The organism is Clostridium acetireducens DSM 10703, from assembly GCF_001758365.1.
GTDB lineage: Bacteria > Bacillota > Clostridia > Clostridiales > Clostridiaceae > Clostridium_C > Clostridium_C acetireducens.
In genome coordinates this window covers 1-26,427 of record NZ_LZFO01000022.1, presented here as the reverse complement: position 1 = coordinate 26,427, position 26,427 = coordinate 1, and the positions used below count along the sequence as shown (strand labels likewise).

Sequence of the window (26,427 nt, the reverse complement as noted above, 5' to 3'; positions counted from 1 at the left end):
TGTTACCCTCCAAACAGAACCTATTTTATTAAACTTTTGTATATGTCATCTACTTTATTAAAGTTATCTTTTATATTAAAATTTTCTTCTACAAATTCTCTTCCATTTACCCCCATATTACATCTTAATTTTTCATTTCCTATTAATTTTATAATTGCTTTTGAAAGACTATGAACATCTTCTTTATCAACTAACAAACTACTTACTCCTGGATTAGTAGCCTCCGGTAGCCCTCCTACATTTGAAACTATAACAGGGGTTCCACAAGCTTGAGCCTCCACTGCTGCTACACCAAAGCTCTCACTATCTAATGTAGAAGGAAATACTGCTATATCAAATCTATTAAAAGATTCTATTACCTCATCAGCATTTAGAAATCCTAGAAATTTAACATCATCATCAATATTTAATTCTTTACATAAATCTTTTAAATATTCTTTTTGACTTCCTTTTCCTGCTATTTCTAATTTAATATTTTTATTAGGACATTTTTCTTTAGCTTTTTTAAATGCTCTTACTAAATACTCAATTCCATATTTAGCTTCTAATGTCTTTACCGTTCCTATTATTATTTCATTTGAATTTTTTTTAAACTTAGGTTTAAACTTATCAATATCAACTCCAAAAGGAGTAACAACTATTTCTTTATTAGTATAGTTTTTAGTTTCTTTAGCCATTACTTTGCTTGTAGATAAAATAACATCTGCTTTTGATAAATTGTATTTAATCATTAATGTCTGTAAAAAACCTTCTTTAGGAAAGTCAAATACATCACTTCCCCATACCGATAAAACATAAGGATGAAACCCTGAAAGTGCACCTAATAGTCCATAACTAGTAGCATAATGTGCATGCAGTATATCTGGCTTTATTTTTCCTATTATATTTTTTATATGTTTAAAATATTTTATATAAGAAATTTTACTGAAAGAACTTCCTTTTCTTATTTTATCTAAATCTTTATTAAAACTATGTACTGTAACTCCCTCTATTTGTCCATCATTTAATGATATTACATGTATATCATAGCCTTTTTTCTTGAAAAAGCCACACCATTTTTTAGTATGTGTACTATTAGCATCAGCTAAATAACATATTTTCATTTTTATGCCTCCAACGTATTAGAAAATAACTTAACTTGTTAAGTTATTTATTACTTTTCTTCCTCTAGCTTTCCAATTATGATTATCTATTATTTTACTAATATTTGAATTCTTTATATATATTTTTTCTTTATTATTAAATAACTGTTTTAGCAATAAAGAAAGACTATCTTCAGAATAATCTATAACCCATCCTATTGAATTATCATTAACAAACTCTCCAACTGCTGTATTTTTACAACATATTATAGGTTTTCCATAGGATATATATGTAAACAATTTAACTGGTATTGCAAATTTCCAATATTCTTGAGGTTCTAAAAATAAGCTTACTACATCAGCCTCATTAAAATATTCATCCAATTCCTTATCTTTTTTATGAATAATTTCTATTTTATCATTAATATATTTTTCATATCTTTTGCTACAAGACTTCCACTCATTTTCTCTACAACAAACAATTAATTTATATTTATTTTCTCTATTTATTACAGAAAACATTTTTTCTAAATTATATAGTTGAGGATTGACTCCTCCAACATAAAATATATTTATTAATTCCTTTTTTTTACTCTCTTGAGATTTTGAATGGGTATTAGTAAATACTTCAAAAGCAGGAGGTAATTCTTCTACTCTGCAATTTAATTTTATAGGTATATATTCATACATTTTTTTACTTGGCAAATATAATATATCTATTAATCCTTTATATTTTAATAAATCATAAAAATAAAAAATATAAGCAACTAACCTTTTGAATATATTAACGTTTTTTTTATATTGTGAAAATCTCCAATGTATATCTCTATAAAATAATCCTATTTTTATATTATGATTTTTACAATACTTTAAAAATCCAAAGTCTAAAAAAGGATATAATGGCAGATGATTTTTTTCAGTTAATAGTGTAGGCTCTGTAGAACTTTCTGAATATAAAAAATCATATTTTACTCCATTTTTAATATTATTTTTTATTTCCTTTATTTTTTTTTCCCTTTCCTTACCATACCCCATTATAACTTCTACATTATACCCATTTTCTTTAAATGCATTTATCATTTTTATAGGTCTTATATTTGAACCTGATGGCCAATTTGGATCCACATTATATGGAATATGAAATATACAATTAGGCACAATATTACACTCCTCTTTCCATTTTATAAAAAGTATTTTTACTTATTACTTTTTAATAAAATATCCTCATATAAGCATTTTAACTTACTTCCTACCGCTTCATAGCTATAGTTATTTTTAATATAATTTCTTATATATAAAGTATCAAATTTATCATAGTTCTCTATTATTTTCTTTAATCCTTCTTCTAAAGCTTCTTCACTTTTAGAATCCACTAGTACTCCTACTTTTTTATTTACAAATTCCTGAGGTCCACCACATTTAGTTGCAAGTACAGGTTTACCTCCTGCCATAGCTTCTATTAAAACACTTCCAAATGTTTCTTTTACACTTGGCAATACTAAAAAGCTACTATTTTTAATATACCTAGGAATATCTTTCTTATCTACAGCTCCATAAAAAATACAGTTTTGAGAAATTTTATATTCATTACATAACGATTCATATTTTTTTCTTTTTATTCCGTCCCCAATTAAGTGAAATTTTATATTATATTGAGGATTATTACACATAAATTTTGCTAATGCAGGTATAAAAAATGGTAATCCTTTTACTTCATTTTCTCCCATTATACCTATAAAAAGAATATTAAATATGTCATTTTCTTTTGAATAATTTAATTCATACTCATCTACATTAACTACATTACCTATTATTTCTTTATGAAATTGGTATCCTAAACTAGTAAGTTCATTACTTAAGAATGAACTTACTGTAATAACTTTTTTAGCTCTTTTATAAGATGATTTAAATAATATTCTATTATAAGGCTTTAAAGAAAATTCTTTTATTGTAGACATATGCTCTGTTATTATATATGGAATATTGTTAAATTTCGTATATAAGTTAGCTATAAATCCTGCTCCATAACATACATGACTATGAATTAATTCTATATTATTTTCTTTAACTACTTTATTTAAAAATCTTACTGACTTCATAAAACTATTAATTTTTGATAACTTAGAATTTTTAATGTAATCTGTATTTGCTCTATATACTTTAACTCCATCTTCTAAATCCCATGTTAAAGAATTAGGCTTTATTGAAGTATCAAAAGGATAAAATACTACAGGATTTAATCCTAAACACTTTAATGCTTTTATTTGTTCTTTTACAAATATTCCGCTAACTAAATTTTTTTTACTTGGATACCAACTTGTTAATATAAGTATATTCAAATCAGCACCTCAATTCTTTAATAATTTATTATATTTAATTAAAGCAATAGTCATTCCTAGTGTCATCCAAAATGCTGGATACCACATCATAGTACTAGGAGCAAATGCTAAGAATATAAAAGCAAATGTAGCTGTAGAAATCATAATTAAATATTTTTTCATTTCTTCATTTGCAAATTTATAATTTTTTAAACAATTGTAAATCATACTTAAATATATATATATAGTATATAAAAATATTGCTATACCGAAATTTCCTAAAATTTCGAACCATAAACTATGAATATTTAATACACCGTATGTATTTGCCATACTTTCAACATAATTTTCTATATTTCCTGCTCCAAACCCTAAATAATTTTTCTTTACTATAACACCATGAATAACATCATATAGTAAAGTAAATCTTTGATTGCTAGAACCTTTTTTGCCTAAAGCAAGTAATTTTTCATCATCTGGACTTTTATATTCAAATCCAGATATATTTAATTTACTTAATAACTTTGAACCAGTTATTTTACCATAATAAGGCTGCATTCCTGGTATAAATGATATTGCTAAAAATATTATAAGAGTAAAACAAGCAAGTTTTAACACACTTTTCCCGATTCTTTTGCTATCTTCTTTACCCTTAATATAATAAAATGCTGCACAAAACATAAAAGCTATAAAAATTGTAAGCCATGCAGTTCTAGATCTAGTAAAAATTAAATTTATTTGACTTAAAACATATATTGATATATATATATATCTTTTCTTTTTATTTTTACTAAATATAATTTGCATACCTGTTAATATCATTCCTATAACCAAAAAAATAGCATAATTATTAGGATTATAAAAAAATACTACTGGTATCCTCTTTACATAATGAATTTGAAAAGCAATAGCATCCCATTCTGCAAAGTGATTTCTTGTACCATATCTTATACCAAATATCTCTAATAACCCTAATGATATTATACCTACATAAACATATTGTAAAAAATTCAATGTTTTTTTTATAACATGTTGATTTATATTTTCAAATACAAACATTAATAATAAAGAAATCATAATACAAAAATTAAATATATATTTAATAGCCATTTTTTTATCCGTAGCTAACAGTACACTTAATATCATATAAACAAAAAACACAACTAAAAACAATGAATACTTATTTTTAATTACACTTTTAATATGTAAATTATTGGTTTTAATAGTATTTATCACAAAAATAACTATATATATAAATAATGTAATATAAAAATAATATATGTCATATCTGCTTCCTAGAGGAATTTTTAATGAAAAATTGATTAAAGCAAAGAGTATGGTACTGTAATATACCATATCTTTTGCTGTATCTGAAAAATACTTATACGATATTGTTAAATATATAATAGCAAATAAATGTACTAATGCTAATTGTGGAAACATAAAAAAGTTACCTACAATAGATAAAATAAGTAATATATATACAAAAGTAATATTATTTATATTAAGTCTCATTCCATCCTCCATATTATCAAGCCAACTATTTATTGATTCTTAAGAAGTTGTTCTTCTGGTACATCCTTAAAATATTTAGCTGGATTTCCTGTTACTATTTTTGCTTTTTCTACATCCTTTGTCACAACACTTGCTGCTGCCACAAATCCATCTTCATTTATTATTTTCCCAGGCAATATTGTTGCTTGAGCTCCTATTCTTCCACCTTTTTTTACAGTAACACCTTTAAAGTGTTTATATCTTTCCTTTGAACGAGCTGCATAATTATCATTAGATGTAACAACTCCTGGAGCTATAAATACATTATCTTCAATTTCTGAATAAGCAGTAATGTATACATTAGTTTCCAACTTGCAGTTTGATCCTACTTTACAGAAATTTTCTACAGCAACTCCTCTTCCTACAATAGTCTTACTTCCTATAGTTACATTTTCTCTTATAGTTGATAAATCTGCAACTAAAGTTTTTTCTCCTATTGTACAACCACAATATATTATAACTCCTGCACCTATTAAACATCCATCTTCTATTTTACAATCTGGAAGTTTTTCTTCATCTTTAAATATACTGTTTACTGAACGCATAGGTTGTTTTCCTATTACTGTATTATCATCAATTCTTACATTACTTCCTATAACTGATCCTTCATGAATAACTACATTATTAGCAATAATGCAGTTGTCTCCTATAGTTACATTGTCTTCTATAACTACAAATCTTCCTATTTTTACGTTATTTCCTATGTTAGCTTTTTCTGATACATATTTCATATCATTGTTCATAAATTACTTTCTCCATTCTATATAAAATTACTTATGAATTTTTTCAACATTTTCCATTTCCATAGTTGAAAACTTTTCTAATGGGAATTTAACAGGCATTCCTGTAAGTCTTGATTTATATGCAGCAAGTATTATAGCCATTCCTTTTTTGCCTTCTTCACCATTTATTAAAGGTTCTCTATTATTATTTATAGAATCTATTACATCCTTAAATAATAAATTATGTCCAAATCCGTATACTGTATCTGGATCTGCTCCTTGCTCTTTTAATATATCTTCTTCATTATCTTTTCCGTCACCAAATCTCCAAGTTTCTATTTTATTTACTGCAAGTCCTCCAATACATACTGCTCCTTTTTCTCCAAATATACTTAATGTTTCTTCTAAATTTTTAGGATATACACAAGCACTTCCCTCTACCATTCCTATAGATCCATTTTTAAATCTAATTATTATAGCACCAAAATCTTCTGCTTCTATATCTCTTAAAAATGTATCACATTGAGCATATACTGTATCTATTTCTCCACCCATCATCCATTGAAGTAAGTCAATATTGTGTATACATTGATTCATTAATGTACCACCATCTAATTTCCATGTTCCTCTCCAAGGAGCTTGAGTATAATAACCCATATTTCTATTCCAAAGTATTCTAGCTGTTCCATTAACCAATCTTCCAAATCTTCCTTCTTCTACAGCTTCTCTTAATTGTTGAATAGGTTTATTAAATCTATTTTGATGACTTACGCATAATTTTACATTATTGTCTCTAGAACATTTTATCATTCTATCTGCATCTTCTATTGATAAAGCCATAGGTTTTTCACAAATAACGTGTTTACCTTTATTCATACAATAAACAGCTATATCTGGATGATATCCACTTTCTGTAGCAATAGTAACTACATCTATTTCTTCATTTTCAAGCATTTCTTTGTAATCTGTATATACTTTAACTTCTTTCTTTTCTTCTAATTTTGATATGTATTCTTCTTTTTTTTCTTCAGCTTTTTCTTTTAATACATCGCAAACTGCTATAAGTTCGGATTCATCTTTATTACTAATTAACGCTTCTACATGTTTATATGAAATTCTTCCACAACCTATAATAGCAAATTTTAATTTTTTCAATATACTCACCTCATTATCTTATTATAGGATAATAGGATAAGATAAACTTACCCTATTATTAAAGTTTATGAATCTTTTCTCTATTATTCTTTACATCCTTAGTAGCATTTCTTGTATCATATAATATATTTGCTTTTGCTACTATCGTTTCATAATCATAGCAACTATGATTTGTTGTAATTATAACTATATCTGCTTTATCTATTTCTTCTTCCCAATTAACTGATTTATAAAGTACTCCTCTATGAGTAAATTCAGGTATATGTGGATCATTATAAATTATATCTGCTCCATTCTTTTTTAAGTTATCAATAACTTTTAAAACTGGAGACTCTCTCATATCATCTATATCATTTTTATAAGCTGCTCCTAGCAATAATACTTTAGCACCATTTAAAGCTTTTTTCTGTTCATTTAATAACTTCATTGAATTTTCCACTACAAATTCAGGCATATAATCATTTATTTCTCCTGATATTTCTATAAGTCTTGTATGATAATCATATTCTCTTGCTTTCCATGCTAAATAAAATGGATCTAGTGGTATACAATGTCCACCTAAACCTGGACCTGGATAAAATGCCATGAAACCATATGGTTTTGTTTTAGCTGCATCTATAACTTCCCAAATATCTATACCCATTCTCTTGCAAAGTATAGCCATTTCATTAGCTAAACCTATATTTATATTTCTAAAAGTATTTTCTAATATTTTTTCCATTTCTGCTACAGCTGGTGATGATACTGTATAAACTTCACTTTCTAATACATTCCTATATAATGTAGCTGCAACCTCAGTACATTCTGGAGTACATCCTCCAACTACTTTAGGAGTATTTTTTGTTTTAAATTGTTTATTACCTGGATCTACTCTTTCTGGTGAAAAAGCTAAAAAGAAATCTTTTCCGCACTTTAATCCACTCTCTTCCAAAATAGGCCTTAAAACTTCTTCTGTTGTACCTGGATAAGTAGTGCTTTCAAGAATTATTAACATACCTTTATGCAAATATTTAGATACACTTTTAGTTGAATTGACAACATAAGATATATCTGGTTGTTTATATAAATCTAATGGTGTAGGCACACATATACATACTGTATCTACATCTTTTACAAAACTAAAATCTGTAGTTGCTCTTAATTTACCATCTTTAACTAATCTTTCTAAATCGCAATTTACTACATCACCAATATAATTATGTCCTTCATTAACTAGTTCTACTTTTTTATCTTGAACATCGAAGCCTATTACTTCATATCCTGCTTTAGCCTTTTCTACTGCTAAAGGTAAGCCAACATATCCAAGACCTACAACTCCTAATTTAGCAGTTTTATTGTTTAATTTTAATATTAATTCTTCTCTAAGTGATGACATATTTTTACCTCCTTGGTAATAGCATAAACAAATAAATTATATACTTTTATGTTTATAAAGGTCAATTAACTAATTGTAAATTTTTAAATAATAACTATTTGTTGTTATAAAATTCTTTAATACATGAAACAACATATTCTTGTTGTTCTATTGGTAATTCTGGATACATTGGAAGTGCAAACACCCTTTCGCAAATATTTTCTGTTACAGGTAAATCTCCTTTTTTGTATGCTAAATTTTCATATACTTTAAGTAAATGAACTGGTATAGGATAATATATAGAAGTTGCTACTCCCTTATTTTTTAAATATGACACCATATCATCTCTTTTTTCTACGCAAATTGAATATTGATGATATATATGTTTATAATTTTTTTCTTCTACTGGCAATACTACTGGTGTGTCTTTTAATAACTCATTATATATTTTTGCTTTTTCTCTTCTCAATTCATTATATTTATTCAAATATTTAAATTTAACTCTTAAAATAGCTGCTTGTATTTCATCAAGTCTACTATTATATCCTATAACTTCATGGTGATATTTAACCTTACTTCCATGAACCCTTAGCATTTTTATTTTTTCAGCTAAATCTTGATCATTTGTTACAATCATTCCTCCATCACCATAACAGCCTAAATTTTTAGTTGGGAAAAAAGAATAACAACCAGCAACTCCAAAAGAGCCTGCTTTTTTACCTTTATATTCAGCACCTATAGCTTGACAAGCATCTTCTATTACTGGTATATTATGTCTTTTAGCTATATCCATTATGCTATCCATATCACACATTTGACCAAATATATGAACTGGAATTATAGCTTTTGTTTTTTCTGTAATTTTTTCTTCTATGCTCTTTGGATCTATACAATAAGTATTTTTATCTATATCAGCAAATACAGGAATAGCTCCTAATACTGATGTTACTTCTGCTGATGCAAAAAAAGTAAATGGTGTTGTTATAACTTCATCTCCTGATCCTACTCCTAAAGCTTTTAAAGTTAACATTAATGAATCAGTTCCATTAGCAACACCTATTCCATATTTAACTCCTGTAAAATCAGCTATTTCTTTTTCTAATTCTTTTACATTAGGTCCCATAATAAACTGAGTAGACTCTAAAACATCTTTTATAGCTTCATCAATTTCTTTTTCTATATTTTTATACTGTGCTTTCAAATCTAATAATTTAACTTTCACTAATAACATCTCCTTACAAAATATTAATTACAACTTTTTTTCTTATAAGTTGGCACCTTTTTTTGTACTAATTTAAATATATTGTCCTTATCCATATATGCTACTTTTTTAAATTCTTCTATGGAACTTTCTACAAAATTAATATCATATTTATTAGGTCTTTCAACAAATATTTTATCATGTTCTGTAGATGTTAAAGCTACCTCATCCATTAATGGTTCTTCATATAGTTTTTCACCAGGTCTTAATCCTGTATATTTTATTTTTATATCTTCATCTGGCTTAAATCCAGATAATTTTATTAAATCCCTAGCTAAATCCACTATTTTTACTGGTTCACCCATATCTAGTACAAATATCTCTCCTCCTTTAGCTATAGCACCAGCTTGAATTACTAATTGTGCAGCTTCTGGAATTGTCATAAAAAATCTATTTATTTCGGGATGAGTTACTGTAACAGGTCCACCATGAGAAATTTGCTTTTTAAATAAAGGAATAACTGAACCATTACTTCCTAATACATTACCAAATCTAACAGCAACATATTCTGTATTACTAATTTTATCAAAAGCTTGAACCATAATTTCACAAAATCTTTTTGTTGCTCCCATAATATTAGTAGGATTAACAGCCTTATCCGTACTTATTTGTACAAATTTCTTTACAGAATACTTATCACAACACTTTAAAATATAATATGTTCCAATTATATTATTTTTAACTGCTTCTGATGGATTTTCTTCCATTAAAGGAACATGCTTGTGAGCTGCTGCATGAAACACTACATCTGGTGTGTATTTTTCAAATATTTCCTCCATTTTTTCTTTATCTCTTATAGATGCTATAATAATTTCCTTTTTTAAATAATAATAATCATGATTTAGCTCCATTTGTACATCATATACATTATTCTCATATATATCTAATATTAAAAGTTTTTTAGGATTAAATTTAGATATTTGTCTACATAATTCTGAACCTATAGATCCTCCTCCACCAGTTACTAGTATAACTTTATCTTTAATGTATTTATTTATATTTTCATTATTTAACTTAACTTCTTCTCTACCTAGTAAATCTTCTATATTTACATCTCTTAATTTGCTAATATTTACTTTTCCATCTATTATTTCATAAATTCCTGGTAAAGTCTTTAATTTACATTTTGTATTTTTACATGTATTAATAATTGCTCTTTTAATTTTTACATCTGCTGAAGGTATTGCTAATATTATTTCTTCTATGTGCTTTTGATTGCATATTTCTATTATCCTTTCTCTTCCTCCTAGTACTTTTACGCCACTTATTAATTTACCTTTTTTAGATTTATCATCATCTATTAATCCAATAATATTATAATTTAAATTATTGGACTTTTTTATTTCTTTTATTAATAATGCTGCTGCATCTCCTGCTCCAATTATAAGTAAATTTTTACACTTACCTTTTGAATATTTATATCCTTCTTGATTTTCTATAATTCTTAATATAAATCTAGTTCCCCCTAAAGAAACTACTGATAAAATCCAAAATATAATATGTGCAGTAAAAGGAAACCTATAATATCTATTTTCAAATAATCTATAGGTTATAAGATAACTATATAATATAAATACTATATTTGATAAAGATAATGAGTATATTATTGAAAGTAATTCTTCTACAGATGCATACTTCCATATACTATTATATAAATTAAATAATTTGTTAAAAATTAAAACTATAATTATTACAGGAATTATAGACAACTGAAAAAATTTCATATATTCTTGTGATATACTAAAATTTAAACTTAATAATAATGCTAAGTACAAAGAAAATATGACAAAAATTATATCATATATTACAAGCTTTTTATCTTTTTGCATAATTACCACATCCTGAACAAATTTATTATTAAAATAATACTATTTACAATCTTAAAACTTCCTTTATTTATTTTACATCATAAAAAAAATTAATCAATATTTTTTAAATAATTACTCATGATAAATACATTATAATCTAAAATATATTAAGTGGCAATTATACACTATATACTTTATATTAATACTTTTTTGTATATTATAATTTATTATTATAAATAAATTAAATAAAAATACATAAAAAAGAATATAATTTATAAATTATATTCTTTTTTATGTATTTTTTTAAATTGTAATTAATTCAATATATTTTACCTGATTTATTTAACAACATTATTGTACACTTCTTTAAAAATATCACTATCTTTTATATATAATAAATATTCTACAAAAGATTTTTGTAAATCTTTTCTTTTTAACGCAAACTCTACAGTAGCTTTTAAAAATCCTAATTTATCTCCTACATCATATCTTCTTCCTTCAAAATTATACGCATAAATTGCTTCTAACTCCATTAAAATTTTTAAAGCATCTGTTAACTGTATTTCTCCTCCTTTTCCTGGCTTAGTATTTTCTAATATATCAAATATTGCAGGAGTTATTATATATCTTCCTAATATAGCTATGTTAGAAGGTGCCTCCTGGATTTTAGGTTTTTCAACTAAATCCTTAACTTTGTATACTCCTCCTTCTATGTGCATAGCATTTATTATTCCATATTTATACACATCATCTTTAGGTACTTGTTGTACACCTATTATAGATGTTTTATATTCATTATAACAGTCCATTAATTGTTTTAAACAAGGTTTCTCACTGTCAACTACATCATCACCTAACATAACAGCAAAAGGTTCCTTGCCTACAAAAGTTCTAGCACAACTTATAGCATGACCTAGCCCCTTAGGTTCTTTTTGTCTTATATAATATATATCTACCATATTAGATATTTTTTTTACAACTTCTAGTAATTGTTTTTTCCCCTGACATTCTAGCTCATTTTCTAATTCTACTGATTTATCAAAATGATCTTCTATAGCTCTTTTATTTCTACCTGTAATTATCAATATTTGTTCTATTCCAGATGCAACTGCTTCTTCTACTATATATTGTATTGTAGGTTTATCTACAATAGGAAGCATTTCTTTAGGCTGAGCTTTTGTAGCAGGTAAAAACCTTGTTCCTAAGCCTGCTGCTGGAATTATAGCCTTCTTAACTTTCATAAAACATTCTCCCTTCTAACTTTATAATTTATATATGTATACTAACTGAAATACATAATAAAATACAAAATTAAACATGCTAATATATATGGTTTGCAAATGCATTAAAATATATTCTTAAGATAATCTATTTTTCAAAAAATTCTTTTAGCTGCATAACCACTTCATCTTTGGGATTAATTTTTTTAGCAATTTCATAATGAATTTTAGACTGATTAATATCATTTATATTTAAATAACACATTACCAGATTTGTACATACCTCAATAGATTTAGTAACTTCAAATACCTTTCTAAAATACAATATAGCATTATTAAAATCACCTAAAGAAGCATAATTTATTCCTAATTCATTAAAAATCTCTACAATATTACTATCTATACTTAAAGCCTCATTTAAATAGTATATTGCTTTTTCATAATTTTCAATATTTCTATAAGCTACTGCTATAAAATAAATTAGGTTTGCATCATTTCCCATTTCATCCATCAATGGAACTAATATTTTTAAAGCCTCTTCTGGATTATGGCTAACTAAAGATTTCCCTTTTTCATAACTTACTATGCTTTCTAGTGATTGCTTAATATCAATTACTTCTGCAGTTTCTTTTCCTCCTTTTAATATATATGTGTCTATATTAAATAAAGCCTTTTCATACTTTCCCTCTTCCCTTTGCAATATAGCTTCATATAAATATGGTAAAGCATAATTATCTATACTTTTCCCCAAATTTATTATATCTTTTTCTTCATCTTTATACATACTATCTTTTTGTCTTAAATTATCACAAAGCATAATTAATTTGTTAAAATTTTCTTTAGACTTTTCTACATTTAATAATCCTTTTAATAATATATATGCTTCTTCATAATTTTTATTTTTTATATTTTCAAATATTTTTCCTTTTATAAATTTAGTATTTTCTTTTCTTGCAAGAATTATTTTTTTATATTTATCAACATATTTAAAATTTTTATCTGCCCCTATAACAAAAAAAATGCCTTCTATAAAATATGCTATAGGTATTTCATCTAAATTATTTTTATTTTTAATTTCATTCAACATATCTGAAGACCTTAATGGTACATATATTTTTTCCTCTATACTTGCATTAAATAGCTTTTTTATTCTTTCTGGAGTAAATTCTAAAAATAAAACTTTAGATAATTTTTCATTAAAATAAGATTTAATATCCAAAAATATCACCACCTAATAAAATAATTTTTTTAATAAATTAACCTGTTATGCTTGTAGATTTTAGTGTCTACATTAATCACAACAGGTTAATTTTTATTGATAACTGTTATACGCAGATTTAATTACTTCCTTTACACTTTTTATAAATTTATCCATTTTACATTTTGTTCCTTCTTCACTATCACTTATAACTGATAAATAAATTTTTAATTTAGGTTCTGTTCCAGATGGTCTTATAACAAACCAAGAATTATCTTCTAATATAAATTTTAATGCATTAGACTTAGGAAATTCTATGCTTTTTTCATTTATATTAAATATATCCTTTTCTATTCCCAGCTTATAATCTATTTTCTTTACAATTTTAATTCCTTCTAAAGTAGATCTCATGGAATGTCTTAAATAATCAAGAATATTTTCTATTTTTTGTCTTCCTTCTTTTCCTTTTAATTCTATGGAAAACAACTTTTCACTAGGGAATCCATATTTATTATATAAATTTATAAGAGCATCATATAAACTAAAACCTTTGCTTTTATAATACAATGCCATTTCACATATCAATGCAGAAGCAATAACAGCATCTTTATCCCTTACAAAATCTCCTGCTAAATATCCATAGCTTTCTTCAAATCCAAATATATACTTTTTATTTCCCTTTTTTTCAAATTCCTTTATTTTTTCTCCTATGTATTTAAATCCAGTTAATACTTCCATAAGCTCTACAGCATAGTTATCTGTAATTTTTTTAGTAATATCTGTAGTAACTATGGTTTTAATTACTACGCCATTATTAGGAAGTAAATTTTTTTCCTTCAATGAATACAATATATATTCTGTTAAAAGTACTCCTACTTCATTACCTGTTAAAACTTTATATTCTCCATTTTTATTTTTTACTACTACACCTATTCTATCACAATCTGGATCCGTACCAAATATTATATCTGGTTTTATATCCTTTGCCATATTAAGAGCTATTTCAAATACTTCAGGATTTTCAGGATTAGGATAGGATGTTGTTGGAAAATTTCCATCAGGCAATTCCTGCTGTTTTACTACTGTAACATTCTCATAGCCTAATTCCTTTAAAACTCTTCTAATTGGAATATTTCCTGCACCATGCAAAGGAGTATATATAATCTTTAAATCTTTAGCATTGTGTTTTATAAATTCTTGTCTTATGCATAAATTTTTAACTTTTTCTATATAACTTTTGTCTAATTCTTCTCCAATAATATTTAAATATCCAAGTTCTGAAGCATTTTTTAGTTCCATAGTTTTTATGTTACTAAAATCTTTTATTTCTTTAATAAAGGATAGTATTTCCTTAGCCCCATTATCTGTTACCTGTCCACCATCTTCTCCATATACTTTATATCCATTGTATTCTTTAGGATTATGAGAAGCAGTTATAACTATTCCTGCTTTACTCTTTAAATACCTAACTGCATAAGAAAGCATAGGTGTAGGTCTTAAAGATTCAAATAAATTAACACTTATACCATTAGCACACAATACCTTAGCCGCAGTTTCTGCAAATTCTTTAGACATTATTCTAGAATCATAAGCTATTGTAACAGAAACATTTTCTTCAGAATATTTATTTAATAAATATCTTGCTAATCCTTCAGTGGCTTTACCTACAGTATATATATTCATTCTATTAGTACCTGCTCCTATTACACCTCTAAGACCTCCTGTTCCAAATTCCAAGTCTTTATAAAACCTATCTTCTATTTCTTCTAAATCTTCTATTCTTTTTAATTCTTCTTTAGTGGAACTATCTATTAAATCTGAATCTACCCATAAATTATATTTTTGTAAATAATTCATTTTAGGCCTCCTCAATCCTAATATTTTACATAACCTTATTATACTATAAAAATGCATAATCAAAACCTATTTTATTATATATTTTAAATATAAATTTTATAAAAAAAAGCTATCTCTAAAAAATATGTTTAAATAATATTTTTTAGAAGATAGCCTTTTTTATTAATCCTCTATATCTTCTGATTCTTCTTCATCTTCTGTATCTTTTTTATAATTTCCTTGGACTATTGAAGCTATTAGCGTATCTATATCTTCCATAAAAAATATATCTTTTGATGCTTCTATATCTGATATTCTATATGCATCTCCTACTTTCAAATTGGAAACATCCACAAAAAAAGCATTAGGTATTTTATTACCAGAACATTTAACTAAAATATTATCTTTTTCTTTTTGAACAACTGCTCCTTTTTTTATTATATTTTCCTCTCCATTAAATACTAAAGGTATTTCTAATTGTACTTTATCATTTCCATGTAAATTTTCTAAATCTAAATGTATTATTTCATGAGTTATTGGATGTCTTTGAACCTCTTTTATAATAGTTTTATAATTTTTATTATTTAAATTTATATTAACTATACCATGCTCTCCGTTTTTTTTAATCTCTCTATTTAATTCCATTTCTGATATTTCAAATAACAAATTATTCATATTCTTTCCATAAATAACACCTGGTATATTTCCATTTTTTCTTACTTTTTTACCAGATTGTTTTCTTTCATTGCATACTAAATTTTCCATTATTATCCCTCCTGGTAGGTATTATTTACATAGAAAGAATAAAATATACATATTTTATTAGAAAAATTAAAAACAAAAATAAATACATTAGTTTTAATAAATATTTATATAATTACATAAAATATATAAAAACTACTGTATTTTAATTATTAGAGATAATATTTACTATTCTTTATAATTAAACTATTTATTTTTATTGCATTTAGTTTCCATATACTTTATAATGATATTGTTTTGCATTGTCAATTCTTTAAAGCCTTTGATTTTCAAGGGTTTATGTGAATATTTATTTGAAAGAAGGTGCTTTATCAAGGTGTACAAATTAAATCAAAATGAAACTCCTTTATTTGATGCATTAATGGAATATGTAAATAGAGATACTATTCCTTTTCATGTTCCAGGTCATAAAAAAGGCATAGGAATGGATAAAGAATTTAAAAATTTTATAGGTGAAAATGCATTTAAAATCGATGTTACAGTATTTAAATTAGTAGATTCATTGCATCATCCTACAGGTCCAATTAAAAAAGCCCAAGAATTAGCTGCAGATGTTTATGGCTCAGATGCTGCTTTTTTTTCAATTCATGGCACATCAGGTGCTATACAAACAATGATTATGTCTGTAGCAAATGCTGGAGATAAAATTATAGTCCCTAGAAATGTTCACAAATCTGTTACTGCTGGAATAATATTAAGTGGAGCTATTCCAGTTTATATGCAACCGGAATTAGATAAAACTGTTGGAATTGCTCACGGTGTTACACCTGAAACAGTAGAAAAAACCTTAAAAAATAATCCAGATGCTAAAGCAGTTTTAATAATAAATCCTACTTATTATGGAGTAGCCACCAATATAAAGAAAATAGCAGATATTGTTCATAGTTATGATATACCTTTAATCGTGGATGAAGCTCATGGTCCACATCTTGGTTTTAATGATAAATTACCTATGTCTGCTATGAAAGCTGGAGCAGATATGTGTTCTCAAAGCACTCATAAAATAATAGGAGCATTAACTCAATGTTCTTTACTACAAGTTAAATCTAAATATATAGATGTTAATAGGGTTCAACAAATATTAAGTATACTACAAACTACATCACCTTCATATATATTAATGGCTTCTCTAGACTGTGCCAGAAGACAAATAGCACTTCATGGAAAAGAGCTTTTAGATAAAGCTATAAATTTATCTAATTATGCTAGAGAAGAAATAAATAAAATCCCTGGATTTTACTGTTTCGGTAAAGAAATATTAAATAATCCTGGAGTATATGCCTTAGACCCTACAAAAATAACTATAACTTGTAGAGACTTAGGCATAACTGGATACAAATTAGATATGATTTTATCAGAAAAATACCATATACAAATGGAACTTTCAGATTTATATAATGTATTAGCAGTAGGTTCTTTTGGAGATACAAAAGAAAATATTGATGCATTAATAAAAGCTTTAAAAGCGATAAGTGAAGATTTATACGGAAAAGGTAATAAAAAACCTGATTTTATTGATATGCCTTCTATACCAAAACAAATTTTAATTCCACGAGAGGCCTTTAATAGTCAAAAAACTGCTATTTCACTAAAAGATAGTGTAGGAATGATAAGTGGAGAATTCTTAATGGCTTATCCTCCTGGAATTCCAGTACTTTGTCCTGGAGAACTTATAACTAAAGAAATAGTAAATTATATAAAACAACTTAAAGATGCTGGTTTATACGTTCAAGGTACAGAAGATCCTAATGTAGAGTATATAAAAGTTGTTAAAAAGGAAGATGCAGTTTATATAAATGTAGAGTAATTTAAAAAATGCACTAGTCTTTAGACTAGTGCATTTTATTTTCTTAATAATTCTATCCTGCTTTTTATATTTTCTTTCTGCTTATTATTTATAAATTTTAAATATTGACCTTTACTCATATTTATAACAGGACTACAAACATTAATTAGCTTTTTAAAATAACTTACTTGATATTCTAATTTAAAAAGCGGTTCTACTATTTTTCTCTTAAGTTTAAAAATAAGAGCTCTTCTAGATTTCTTTGCAGCATTTTGTATATTATCGTAATAATCTATTCCTGAAGCTATAGTAGTTATATTTTCAAAATTTAAAGCTAATATTTCTTCATAATAATTATAAATGCTATTAAGTATATCATTATTAAAAGCTTCTTGAAAGCTAAATTTATCTACTATATCTTTTAATTCTATTAATTTACAATTATTTTTATCTCTTATATTAGGAATTTTATTTATAATATCTTTTACATATTGCGCTTCATTTAGCCCAGCATCGTATATATAATCTAAACCTTTTTCAGCTAATTTCAAATCATTCTTTTCCCTATTTAATCCACCACTATGGTTAATAGCATTAAAAATACTATTTTCAGTCCTATTTCCATAAAATATTTCATAATAATAAGCTAAACTAGCTAACTCTTTTATTAAATTATCATCTTTAACAGTAGTAAAATTTTCATCAATATACATTATACCTTTAGTTTCATTATTAATAAGAGATTTTTTATTAAACACCACTTCTCTATATAATTTATCTTTATACTCTAATTTAGACGATACTAAAATATCTTCCTTCTTATTAGCATAGTTTTTCAAGTGCTTAAGCAAATCCTTAGATGGTATTTCATAAGTACTTATCAAAATCATCACTCCTAATTCTTCTGTTTGCCATTACATATTATTATACTAAAATACTGCTAAAGTTAAAATAAGATACAAAATAAAAAACTAGAATAATATGAATATAGAAATTTACATTATTCTAGTTTTTTATTTTGTATTTTATTTTAACTTCCTGAAACTATAGAACCTAAAGCTATAGCATATAATTTAGACTTAGCACTATCCGCTCTAGATACAAGTACAATAGGACACTTTGCTCCCATTATTACACCTGCATTTTCTGCACCAGCAAAATAAGACATACCTTTTCCCAAAAAATTTCCTGCAACAATATTAGGGACTAGCAAAACATCCACATCTCCTGCTATTTTACTATCTATTCCCTTATGTTCTGCAGCTTCCTTAGATATAGCATTGTCTAATCCTAAAGGACCTTCTATTATGCAGTCTTTAATTTGTCCTCTTTTATTCATTAGCGTTAAAGAAGCTGCATCTATTGTATCTTGCATGGATGAATTTACTACTTCTACTGCACATACTGGAGCAATTTTAGGTTTTTCTATTCCTAAAGCTTTTGTTACTTTAAGCGTATTTTTAATAATTCCAACCTTTTCATCCAAATCAGGATAAGTTACCATTCCTCCATCGGTTAAAAATAACAATTTATGATAAGATGGAACATCGTATATCATTACATGAGATAATAAATTGTTCCCTCTAAGTCCTGCTTCTTTATTTAAAACTGCTTTTAATAAAGGAGCTGTACCAATCATGCCTTTCATTATAAATTGTGCTTTTCCCTTTGAAACAAGTTCTACTGCTTTTGCTGTAGCTTTTAATTTATCTTTCTCATCCACAATAACTACATTAATTTCATTTAATCCATTTTCATTACAGATATTAATTATTTCTTCTTTGTCCCCTACCAGTATAGCATCAATAATATTAAGTTCTACTGCTTTAAAAACTGCTTTTAACACATCTTTATCTTGTGCAACTGCTACAGCCAATGTTTTTTTGTGCTTTTTTTCTAGAATAGAAGCAAGTTCTTTTAGCCTAGTTACCATAAGTATCTCCCCTTTTTATTATAAAATATATATTATTACTATTATTAAAATATCCATTATATTCTAAACTTAGTATAATACAATGCTTTTTTTTATGCAATTATATAATAAAACCTCGACACATTTTATTTAAGCCGAGGTTTTTAAATTAATATAATATTCTTTCATCTATATCTTCTATTGATTTACATCCAGTTAAAATCATAGCAGATTTTAATTCTCCTTTTACTTTTTCTATGTATGTCTTAACTCCTTCTGTTTGTCCACCAAAAGAAGCTGTTACAAAAGGTCTTCCTATAAGTACTGCATCAGCACCTAATGCTAACATTTTAAGCACATCCACACCATTTCTAACGCCACCATCTGCTAAAATTTTTACTTTTCCTTTAACTGCTTCTGCAACTTCTGGAAGTACATCTGCAACTCCTGGAGTTTGATCTAAGACTCTTCCTCCATGATTAGAAACTACTATAGCGTCTACTCCTGCTTTTACAGCAAGTTCAGCTTCATCTGCAGTCATAATTCCTTTTAATATAAATGGAAGATTTGTACTATCCACTATTTCTTTTATTTCATCCACAGTTTTTGGTCCTACAGGTTTTCCATGTAAAGCTAATGTTATAAGACCTGCTGCATCTATATCCATTCCCACAGCAAAAGCTCCTGCTTCTTCTGCAAGTTTTATCTTATTTATAACGTTTTTATTTTCCCATGGTTTTATTATAGCTATTCCTTCTCCATTAAATTTTTTTAACTGTTCTAAATTAGTTATAAGGAATGAATCTACTGCAGTATCTCCTACCATAGGATATATTCCAGCATCAAGACATCCTCCAATAACCCAAGATATATATTCTTCTTCTGTAAACTTTCCACCCATATTTAAAGTTGTTCCTGAAACTGGTGCAGCGAACACTGGTATATCTAATTTTTTTCCGAAAATATCTATAGATGTGTCTGGATTCTTAGCATCGTGTATAACTCTCATATTTAATTTGTACTCTTTTAATGCTTCTACATTTTCAGTAAAGGCACTTCCTGTGTCCTTTCCTCCCATTCCAGGAACTTCACCAGCACATGTTCTGCCGTCACAGACAGAACAAACTCTGCAACTTCCATTTAGATTTTGCCTAGCATTTTTTAATAATTCCTTATAATCCATATTTTTTCTGCCTCCCTATCACTAAAAAAATATTATTTAAGGTAATTATATATCATTTTCTGAATTTTTCCAACTTATTTTAATAGTGATTTTCATAAAAATTTTCTTCATTATACACTAAAATACCATTAATTGACAATAACTCTGCTGTTACACCATTTCCATTTATATTAGTCCCATTAAAATTTCCATTGTATATACTTCCATATCCACAAGAAGGACTTTTAGACTTTAATATTGCCTTTTTAATATTACATTTTTTAGCTACTTTTAATGATTCATAAGCTCCTTTTATAAACTCTTTTGTACAATCTTTTCCTGATTTACTTAAAACTTTAGATTTCCCTTTCAGTACATCTGCACCAGTTCCCCCCACTATTTCACAAGGTTCTCTAGGAGTTTGTAATCCACCAATTTGTTCCGGACAAATCATTAAAACTTTTCCCTCATTTAATAGTTTTAATATTTTTTTATTCAAATTATTCTTTCCATTATATTTGCAATTTATTCCACATAAACATGCACTTACTAATATCATATTAACTCTCCTTATTTTATACGAACTATAGTAACACCAGTTCCGCCTTCACCATATTCTCCTAATCTATAATTTTTTACTTGAGGATGATTTTTTAGTCTTTCATTTACTGCTTTTCTAAGCACTCCTGTTCCTTTTCCATGAATAATTGTAACTTCTTCTAATTTAGCCATATAAGCTTCATCTAAGTATTTATCTAATGCATATATTGATTCTTCAGCATCCATGCCTCTTAAATCTAAAGATATATCCACTTTTTTAAAATTTAATTTTGCCTCTCTCTTTTTTATCCTTTTATCTTCTTTTGTATGTTTTGCTTGTCTTAAATCTTTAATATTTAAATTTATTTTCATTATTCCTGCTTGAACTTGAACTTCACCTTTACTATCTGGTTTAGATATTACAATTACTTTTTGATTTAAAGATGGAACAAAAACTTCATCGCCTTCGTTTACATATTTTAGCATTTTTCCATTGTCATTTTGGCTAAAACTTATTGTTTCTTCTAATCCTTCTAATTTATCTTTTAATTTTTTTCTATATTGTTCTATTTCTTGTCTTGTTTTAGAATTATATCCTTTTATCTCTAATTCACGTATACTTTTTATTATTTTATCTGCTTCATCTTTAGCCTCTCTAATTATACTCCTAGCTTCTCTTTTAGCCTCAGCCATAGCTTTTTCTTTTATATTATTTAATGAAGATAATTTTTTTTCATATTTATCTTTTATTTCTTCTGCTTCACTTTTTAAAACTTCTGATATTCTAGCATCATTAGCAGCTTTTATACTTTTTTCTTGAAGATTTTGAATTAAATCCTCAAATTTTAAACTATCACTGGATATACTTTTTTTAGCTTCTTCTATTACATAACTTGGAAGACCTAACCTTTTAGAAATTTCAAAAGCATTAGATTTTCCTGGTATTCCTATTAACAATCTATAAGTAGGTTTTAAAGTTTCTACATCAAACTCTACAGATGCATTTTCTACAGATTTAGTTCTTAAAGCATATCCTTTTAACTCACTATAATGAGTTGTTGCTATTATTTTACTTCCTCTTTTTTTTAAATTTTCAAGTATAGCTATAGCAAGGGCAGCACCTTCTGTAGGATCTGTTCCTGCACCTAACTCATCAAATAATATTAAAGATTCTTCATCAGCTTTATCTATTATGTTAACTATATTAGTCATATGAGATGAAAAAGTAGATAAATTCTGCTCTATGCTTTGTTCATCGCCTATATCAGCAAAAATTTCTTTGAAAAACCCTACAGTAGAATTTTCTTTTGCAGGAATCATAAGTCCACTCATAGCCATTGCATGTAAAAGTCCTACTGTTTTTAATGTTACCGTTTTACCACCGGTATTTGGTCCTGTAATAATAAGAGATTTAAAATCTTTTCCCAAATAAACAGTTGTAGGAACTACCTTAGTAGCATCTATAAGAGGATGTCTTGCTTCTATAATATCTATAATTCCATGTTCATTAATTAAAGGACATACTCCATTTAAACTGCTAGCAAATTTAGCTTTTGCAAAAATAAAATCCAACTCCCACATTATGTCACAATTGTTCTTAATAGCTGATACATTATCATATACTCTTGATGATAATTCATAAAGAATTCTTTCTATTTCTGCTTTTTCTTTAAGCATAAGCTCTTTTATTTCATTATTTAAATTTACTAATCCCATAGGCTCTATAAATAAAGTTGCACCAGTAGCACTTTGGTCATGTACTAATCCAGGTACCATAGATTTATGTTCTGATTTTACAGGAAGTACATATCTTTCGCCTCTAATAGTATATATAATTTCTTGAAGATAAGAAGAATAAGTTCTCATGAGAGAGTTTACCTTATCTTTAATGGAAGAAGTTTTTTCTTTTAAACTTCTTCTTATATTATAAAGAGTACTGCTTGCATTATCCGATATTTCATTTTCACTTACAATACACATAAATATTCTATCTTCTAGAGGCTTTATAGAAATTAATCCATAACATATATCTTCTATAATTTCAAAATTTTCTTCATCATCTTTTCTATCAATATATTCTTTAAATTTTCTAGCTGATTTAAGTATACCTGCTATTCTTAAAAGTTGTATTGGCAATAATATAGAACCTTTAGATGCTCTACTTACAGCCTCCCTTACATCATATACTCCTTCAAAAGGAGGATTACCTTTTCTTGTTATTAACTCTAAAGCTTCTTTTGTTTCTTTTAAATGTTTTTTTACTTCATATACATTTTCATAAGGTTCTAAATTTCCCACTATATCTTTACCAGCTTTAGTTTTACAATAACCTTTTAATATATCCTTAATCTTATAAAATTCTAAAGTATTGAGAGATTTTTTATTCATTTTATTCAACACCTCTTTTATAATGACCTCTAGTATAGTTTTTAAAATCTCCATTCCAATTTGCTTTTTTAAAGCATTTTAATATTTTAATAACATCATCATAATTTTCATCTATAAAATCTAATCTAAAAGAATTTATATTTATATTTTTCATATACTTCATATCTGAAATAAGATTTACTGGAACTGAATTATATATATGACAGCGACAAAATTTATCTGTATTTATTAAAAATTCTTCGCCTATTCTATCCTTTATATAAAATTCTTCATTTATACATTTATTATTACAATTACTTTTTCCAGATTTGCCGCCTAAAATACTTCCTATAGGACAATACTCACTTACCATCATTTCAATTTTTCCGTAAACAAAATATTGAAATGATATATTACTATTTGAAGAAATTTGTTCTAATTCCTTTTTGTTTAATTCTACACTTACACATTGATTTTTTAAGGTTTTCTGCCAAAATTCTAAAGCATAACTATTAAAAGTATTTATTTTATAATCACTTATTATTTTAACTTTATCTGAAAATTTATTTATTATACCAACATTTGCTGTAACAATGCCTTCAATATTATTAATGTTAGAATAAATAAAATCTTCTACTTGGCTAAATTCTTCTTTTATTATATTAGGTATTTTTAAATATAAATTTCTACCTTTTAAAATACTTTCATCTATATCACTATTTTTGAAAAACATATCCACTACTATGTTTTTTATTTTTGTATCTTCTGCAGCTCTTAACTGCTCTTTATTACATACACATATAAAACTATTATTTATTATCTCATCTAAATTAAAATTTTTATTATTATTAGATTGAATTCTCAATTCTTTAAAATTGCTTTTTCTTTTATATTTTTTAATTATGTGTTCTTTTATATCATCTATTAACTCTCTTCTAATTTGATTTATATGGGATATAGGTAAAAATCCATGATTAAATTCAACAAAGTGTATTTTATTAAATTTAAAGGAAGTATCCCCGCTTTTACTTAAATTTTCTATTAATTTGTTTTTATCTAAAGGTTTATTTATAGCCTTCTCAACTATTTTTCCTATTTTAATAAATTTTTTATTATCATAGTAAGTTTCTAATTCTAAATTTTTACCTTTTTTAAATTTAACAAATAAATCTATATTAATCTTTTTGTCATAAGGATTTATATATATATTTTGTAAGTCATCTAAAAGTCTACTATCCGATGTTTTATATAATATTTCTCCTGGCTTATAATTTACTGGTTTAATTATAACTTTTTCTCCTATAGTTGCATCTTTAACTTGATTTCCATTTTTAATTATATTAGAAACTGTAAAACCACTTTTTCTATTACTTAATCCGTCTTTTACACTTAAATTTTCTTTAAGAACTATCATTAAATCTTTATTTACTTTTCCAATCTCTATACCTGTATTTTTAGGAAATTTATATGCCATCATGTCTTTTCCTGCATTTTTATATAAATATGCTTTAGAAAAACCTTCTCTATTAAATAACTGCATAAGTATTTTTAAATCTTTATTTTCTATAATTTTATTTTCTAATGCTTTTCTATATATAGACACTACTCCTGCTACATATTCTGGTCTTTTCATTCTTCCTTCTATTTTTAAAGATACTGTTCCTGTAGCTACTATGTCTTTTATGTTTTCTAAAATACAAATATCTTTAGGACTAAGTATATATCCTTTAAATTCTTCTTTGTATTTATTAACTAATGTATAAGGCAATCTGCAAGGTTGTGCACATCTTCCTCTATTGCCACTTCTTCCTCCTATTAAACTACTCATTAAGCATTGCCCAGAATAGCATATACAAAGTGCTCCATGTACAAAAATCTCTGTTTCTATATTTAAATCCTTAGATATATATTCTATTTCTCTTAAACTTAATTCCCTTGAAAGTACTATTCTTTTAAAACCAGTATTGTTGAAAAATTTAGCTCCTTCACCATTATGTATTGTCATTTGAGTAGAAGCATGTATTTCAAAATCCGGAAAATAATTCTTCAATAAAAACACTAATCCTAAATCCTGTACAATTAGTGCATCTACACCTATCTTATATAAAAAATTTATATATACTAAAATACCTTTTATTTCTTTTTCTTTTATTAAGGTATTAACTGTAACATATACTTTAACGCCATACATATGACAGTAATCTACTGCTTTAATTATATTTTCTTCATCAAAATTAGAAGCATATGCTCTAGCTGAAAAATTACTTCCTCCTCGTATAATATAGTTGTAACATTTGATAGAAAACATCTTTATTTTCTAACGAACATTACTAATCTAATTTAAAATATTATTCTTTATTTGATTAATAATCCTATCAGATAATTAGTCA

At 26.0% G+C, this 26,427-nt stretch carries 20 protein-coding genes; 1 reads left to right on the top strand and 19 read right to left on the bottom strand.

All coding sequences use genetic code 11. The features are described 5' to 3' along the window. Positions 1–20: 20 nt before the first annotated feature. The 13 genes from CLOACE_RS07750 to CLOACE_RS07690 all read right to left on the bottom strand — a co-directional run bounded on the left by CLOACE_RS07750 (position 21) and on the right by CLOACE_RS07690 (position 16,273). Positions 21–1,103, bottom strand: coding sequence for a glycosyltransferase (locus tag CLOACE_RS07750; RefSeq protein ID WP_070110535.1), 1,083 nt, complete (start codon positions 1,101–1,103; stop codon positions 21–23). 30 nt (positions 1,104–1,133) lie between these two features. Continuing rightward, positions 1,134–2,240, bottom strand: a complete 1,107-nt coding sequence (locus CLOACE_RS07745) for a glycosyltransferase (protein WP_070110534.1) — start codon at positions 2,238–2,240, stop codon at positions 1,134–1,136. Between the two features lie 38 nt (positions 2,241–2,278). Beyond that, the gene (locus CLOACE_RS07740) at positions 2,279–3,421 is read right to left on the bottom strand and encodes a glycosyltransferase (RefSeq protein WP_070110533.1); all 1,143 of its coding nucleotides are present in this window, start codon (positions 3,419–3,421) and stop codon (positions 2,279–2,281) included. 9 nt (positions 3,422–3,430) lie between these two features. Beyond that, entirely contained in the window at positions 3,431–4,915 is a 1,485-nt protein-coding gene (locus tag CLOACE_RS07735; RefSeq protein WP_070110532.1) for an O-antigen ligase family protein, read from the bottom strand. Positions 4,916–4,944: 29 nt separating this feature from the next. Continuing rightward, positions 4,945–5,685, bottom strand: coding sequence for an N-acetyltransferase (locus tag CLOACE_RS07730; protein WP_175429450.1), 741 nt, complete (start codon positions 5,683–5,685; stop codon positions 4,945–4,947). Between the two features lie 39 nt (positions 5,686–5,724). After that, positions 5,725–6,831: a Gfo/Idh/MocA family protein gene (locus CLOACE_RS07725; RefSeq protein ID WP_070110530.1), complete on the bottom strand. Its 1,107-nt coding sequence runs from the start codon at positions 6,829–6,831 to the stop codon at positions 5,725–5,727. Positions 6,832–6,889: 58 nt separating this feature from the next. Further along, positions 6,890–8,206, bottom strand: coding sequence for a nucleotide sugar dehydrogenase (locus CLOACE_RS07720; RefSeq protein WP_070110529.1), 1,317 nt, complete (start codon positions 8,204–8,206; stop codon positions 6,890–6,892). Positions 8,207–8,300: 94 nt separating this feature from the next. After that, positions 8,301–9,407, bottom strand: coding sequence for a DegT/DnrJ/EryC1/StrS family aminotransferase (locus CLOACE_RS07715; protein ID WP_070110528.1), 1,107 nt, complete (start codon positions 9,405–9,407; stop codon positions 8,301–8,303). Between the two features lie 23 nt (positions 9,408–9,430). Continuing rightward, positions 9,431–11,275 carry a polysaccharide biosynthesis protein gene (locus tag CLOACE_RS07710; protein WP_070110527.1) on the bottom strand — a complete coding sequence of 615 codons (1,845 nt, stop codon included), beginning with the start codon at positions 11,273–11,275 and terminating at the stop codon, positions 9,431–9,433. A 317-nt stretch (positions 11,276–11,592) separates the two neighbouring features. Continuing rightward, on the bottom strand, positions 11,593–12,495 hold the full coding sequence (galU, locus tag CLOACE_RS07705; protein ID WP_070110526.1) for a UTP--glucose-1-phosphate uridylyltransferase GalU: 903 nt from the start codon (positions 12,493–12,495) through the stop codon (positions 11,593–11,595). Positions 12,496–12,622: 127 nt separating this feature from the next. Beyond that, the gene (locus tag CLOACE_RS07700) at positions 12,623–13,702 is read right to left on the bottom strand and encodes a tetratricopeptide repeat protein (protein ID WP_341465054.1); all 1,080 of its coding nucleotides are present in this window, start codon (positions 13,700–13,702) and stop codon (positions 12,623–12,625) included. Between the two features lie 84 nt (positions 13,703–13,786). Then, positions 13,787–15,529, bottom strand: a complete 1,743-nt coding sequence (locus CLOACE_RS07695) for a phospho-sugar mutase (RefSeq protein ID WP_070110524.1) — start codon at positions 15,527–15,529, stop codon at positions 13,787–13,789. 162 nt (positions 15,530–15,691) lie between these two features. Continuing rightward, entirely contained in the window at positions 15,692–16,273 is a 582-nt protein-coding gene (locus tag CLOACE_RS07690) for a 50S ribosomal protein L25 (RefSeq protein ID WP_070110523.1), read from the bottom strand. Positions 16,274–16,586: 313 nt separating this feature from the next. Here CLOACE_RS07690 and CLOACE_RS07685 point away from each other — a divergent pair, with 313 nt between their 5' ends. Next, positions 16,587–18,077 carry an aminotransferase class I/II-fold pyridoxal phosphate-dependent enzyme gene (locus CLOACE_RS07685; protein WP_070110522.1) on the top strand — a complete coding sequence of 497 codons (1,491 nt, stop codon included), beginning with the start codon at positions 16,587–16,589 and terminating at the stop codon, positions 18,075–18,077. A gap of 35 nt (positions 18,078–18,112) precedes the next feature. Here the strand turns inward: CLOACE_RS07685 and CLOACE_RS07680 are convergent, their stop codons facing one another. From CLOACE_RS07680 to CLOACE_RS07655, 6 genes are all read right to left on the bottom strand, one after another. Beyond that, positions 18,113–18,940, bottom strand: a complete 828-nt coding sequence (locus tag CLOACE_RS07680) for a hypothetical protein (protein WP_084027586.1) — start codon at positions 18,938–18,940, stop codon at positions 18,113–18,115. Between the two features lie 146 nt (positions 18,941–19,086). Next, the gene (locus CLOACE_RS07675; protein ID WP_070110520.1) at positions 19,087–19,989 is read right to left on the bottom strand and encodes a bifunctional enoyl-CoA hydratase/phosphate acetyltransferase; all 903 of its coding nucleotides are present in this window, start codon (positions 19,987–19,989) and stop codon (positions 19,087–19,089) included. 148 nt (positions 19,990–20,137) lie between these two features. Next, on the bottom strand, positions 20,138–21,151 hold the full coding sequence (locus CLOACE_RS07670; RefSeq protein WP_070110519.1) for an alpha-hydroxy-acid oxidizing protein: 1,014 nt from the start codon (positions 21,149–21,151) through the stop codon (positions 20,138–20,140). 79 nt (positions 21,152–21,230) lie between these two features. After that, positions 21,231–21,689, bottom strand: a complete 459-nt coding sequence (locus CLOACE_RS07665) for a 2-thiouracil desulfurase family protein (protein WP_070110518.1) — start codon at positions 21,687–21,689, stop codon at positions 21,231–21,233. Between the two features lie 11 nt (positions 21,690–21,700). After that, positions 21,701–24,058 carry an endonuclease MutS2 gene (locus CLOACE_RS07660; protein ID WP_070110517.1) on the bottom strand — a complete coding sequence of 786 codons (2,358 nt, stop codon included), beginning with the start codon at positions 24,056–24,058 and terminating at the stop codon, positions 21,701–21,703. Between the two features lies 1 nt (position 24,059). Beyond that, on the bottom strand, positions 24,060–26,345 hold the full coding sequence (locus CLOACE_RS07655; protein WP_070110516.1) for a U32 family peptidase: 2,286 nt from the start codon (positions 26,343–26,345) through the stop codon (positions 24,060–24,062). Positions 26,346–26,427 lie beyond the last annotated feature (82 nt).

Bases quoted from the DNA above. Each gene is read 5' to 3' on its own strand.
- CLOACE_RS07750 (WP_070110535.1), bottom strand. From the start codon at position 1,103: ATGAAAATATGTTATTTAGCTGATGCTAATAGTACACATACTAAAAAA.
- CLOACE_RS07735 (WP_070110532.1), bottom strand. From the start codon at position 4,915: ATGAGACTTAATATAAATAATATTACTTTTGTATATATATTACTTATT.
- CLOACE_RS07730 (WP_175429450.1), bottom strand. From the start codon at position 5,685: ATGAAATATGTATCAGAAAAAGCTAACATAGGAAATAACGTAAAAATA.
- CLOACE_RS07720 (WP_070110529.1), bottom strand. From the start codon at position 8,206: ATGTCATCACTTAGAGAAGAATTAATATTAAAATTAAACAATAAAACT.
- CLOACE_RS07710 (WP_070110527.1), bottom strand. From the start codon at position 11,275: ATGCAAAAAGATAAAAAGCTTGTAATATATGATATAATTTTTGTCATA.
- galU (WP_070110526.1), bottom strand. From the start codon at position 12,495: ATGAAAGTTAAGAAGGCTATAATTCCAGCAGCAGGCTTAGGAACAAGG.
- CLOACE_RS07695 (WP_070110524.1), bottom strand. From the start codon at position 15,529: ATGAATTATTTACAAAAATATAATTTATGGGTAGATTCAGATTTAATA.
- CLOACE_RS07690 (WP_070110523.1), bottom strand. From the start codon at position 16,273: ATGGAAAATTTAGTATGCAATGAAAGAAAACAATCTGGTAAAAAAGTA.
- CLOACE_RS07675 (WP_070110520.1), bottom strand. From the start codon at position 19,989: ATGGTAACTAGGCTAAAAGAACTTGCTTCTATTCTAGAAAAAAAGCAC.
- CLOACE_RS07670 (WP_070110519.1), bottom strand. From the start codon at position 21,151: ATGGATTATAAGGAATTATTAAAAAATGCTAGGCAAAATCTAAATGGA.
- CLOACE_RS07665 (WP_070110518.1), bottom strand. From the start codon at position 21,689: ATGATATTAGTAAGTGCATGTTTATGTGGAATAAATTGCAAATATAAT.
- CLOACE_RS07660 (WP_070110517.1), bottom strand. From the start codon at position 24,058: ATGAATAAAAAATCTCTCAATACTTTAGAATTTTATAAGATTAAGGAT.
- CLOACE_RS07655 (WP_070110516.1), bottom strand. From the start codon at position 26,345: ATGTTTTCTATCAAATGTTACAACTATATTATACGAGGAGGAAGTAAT.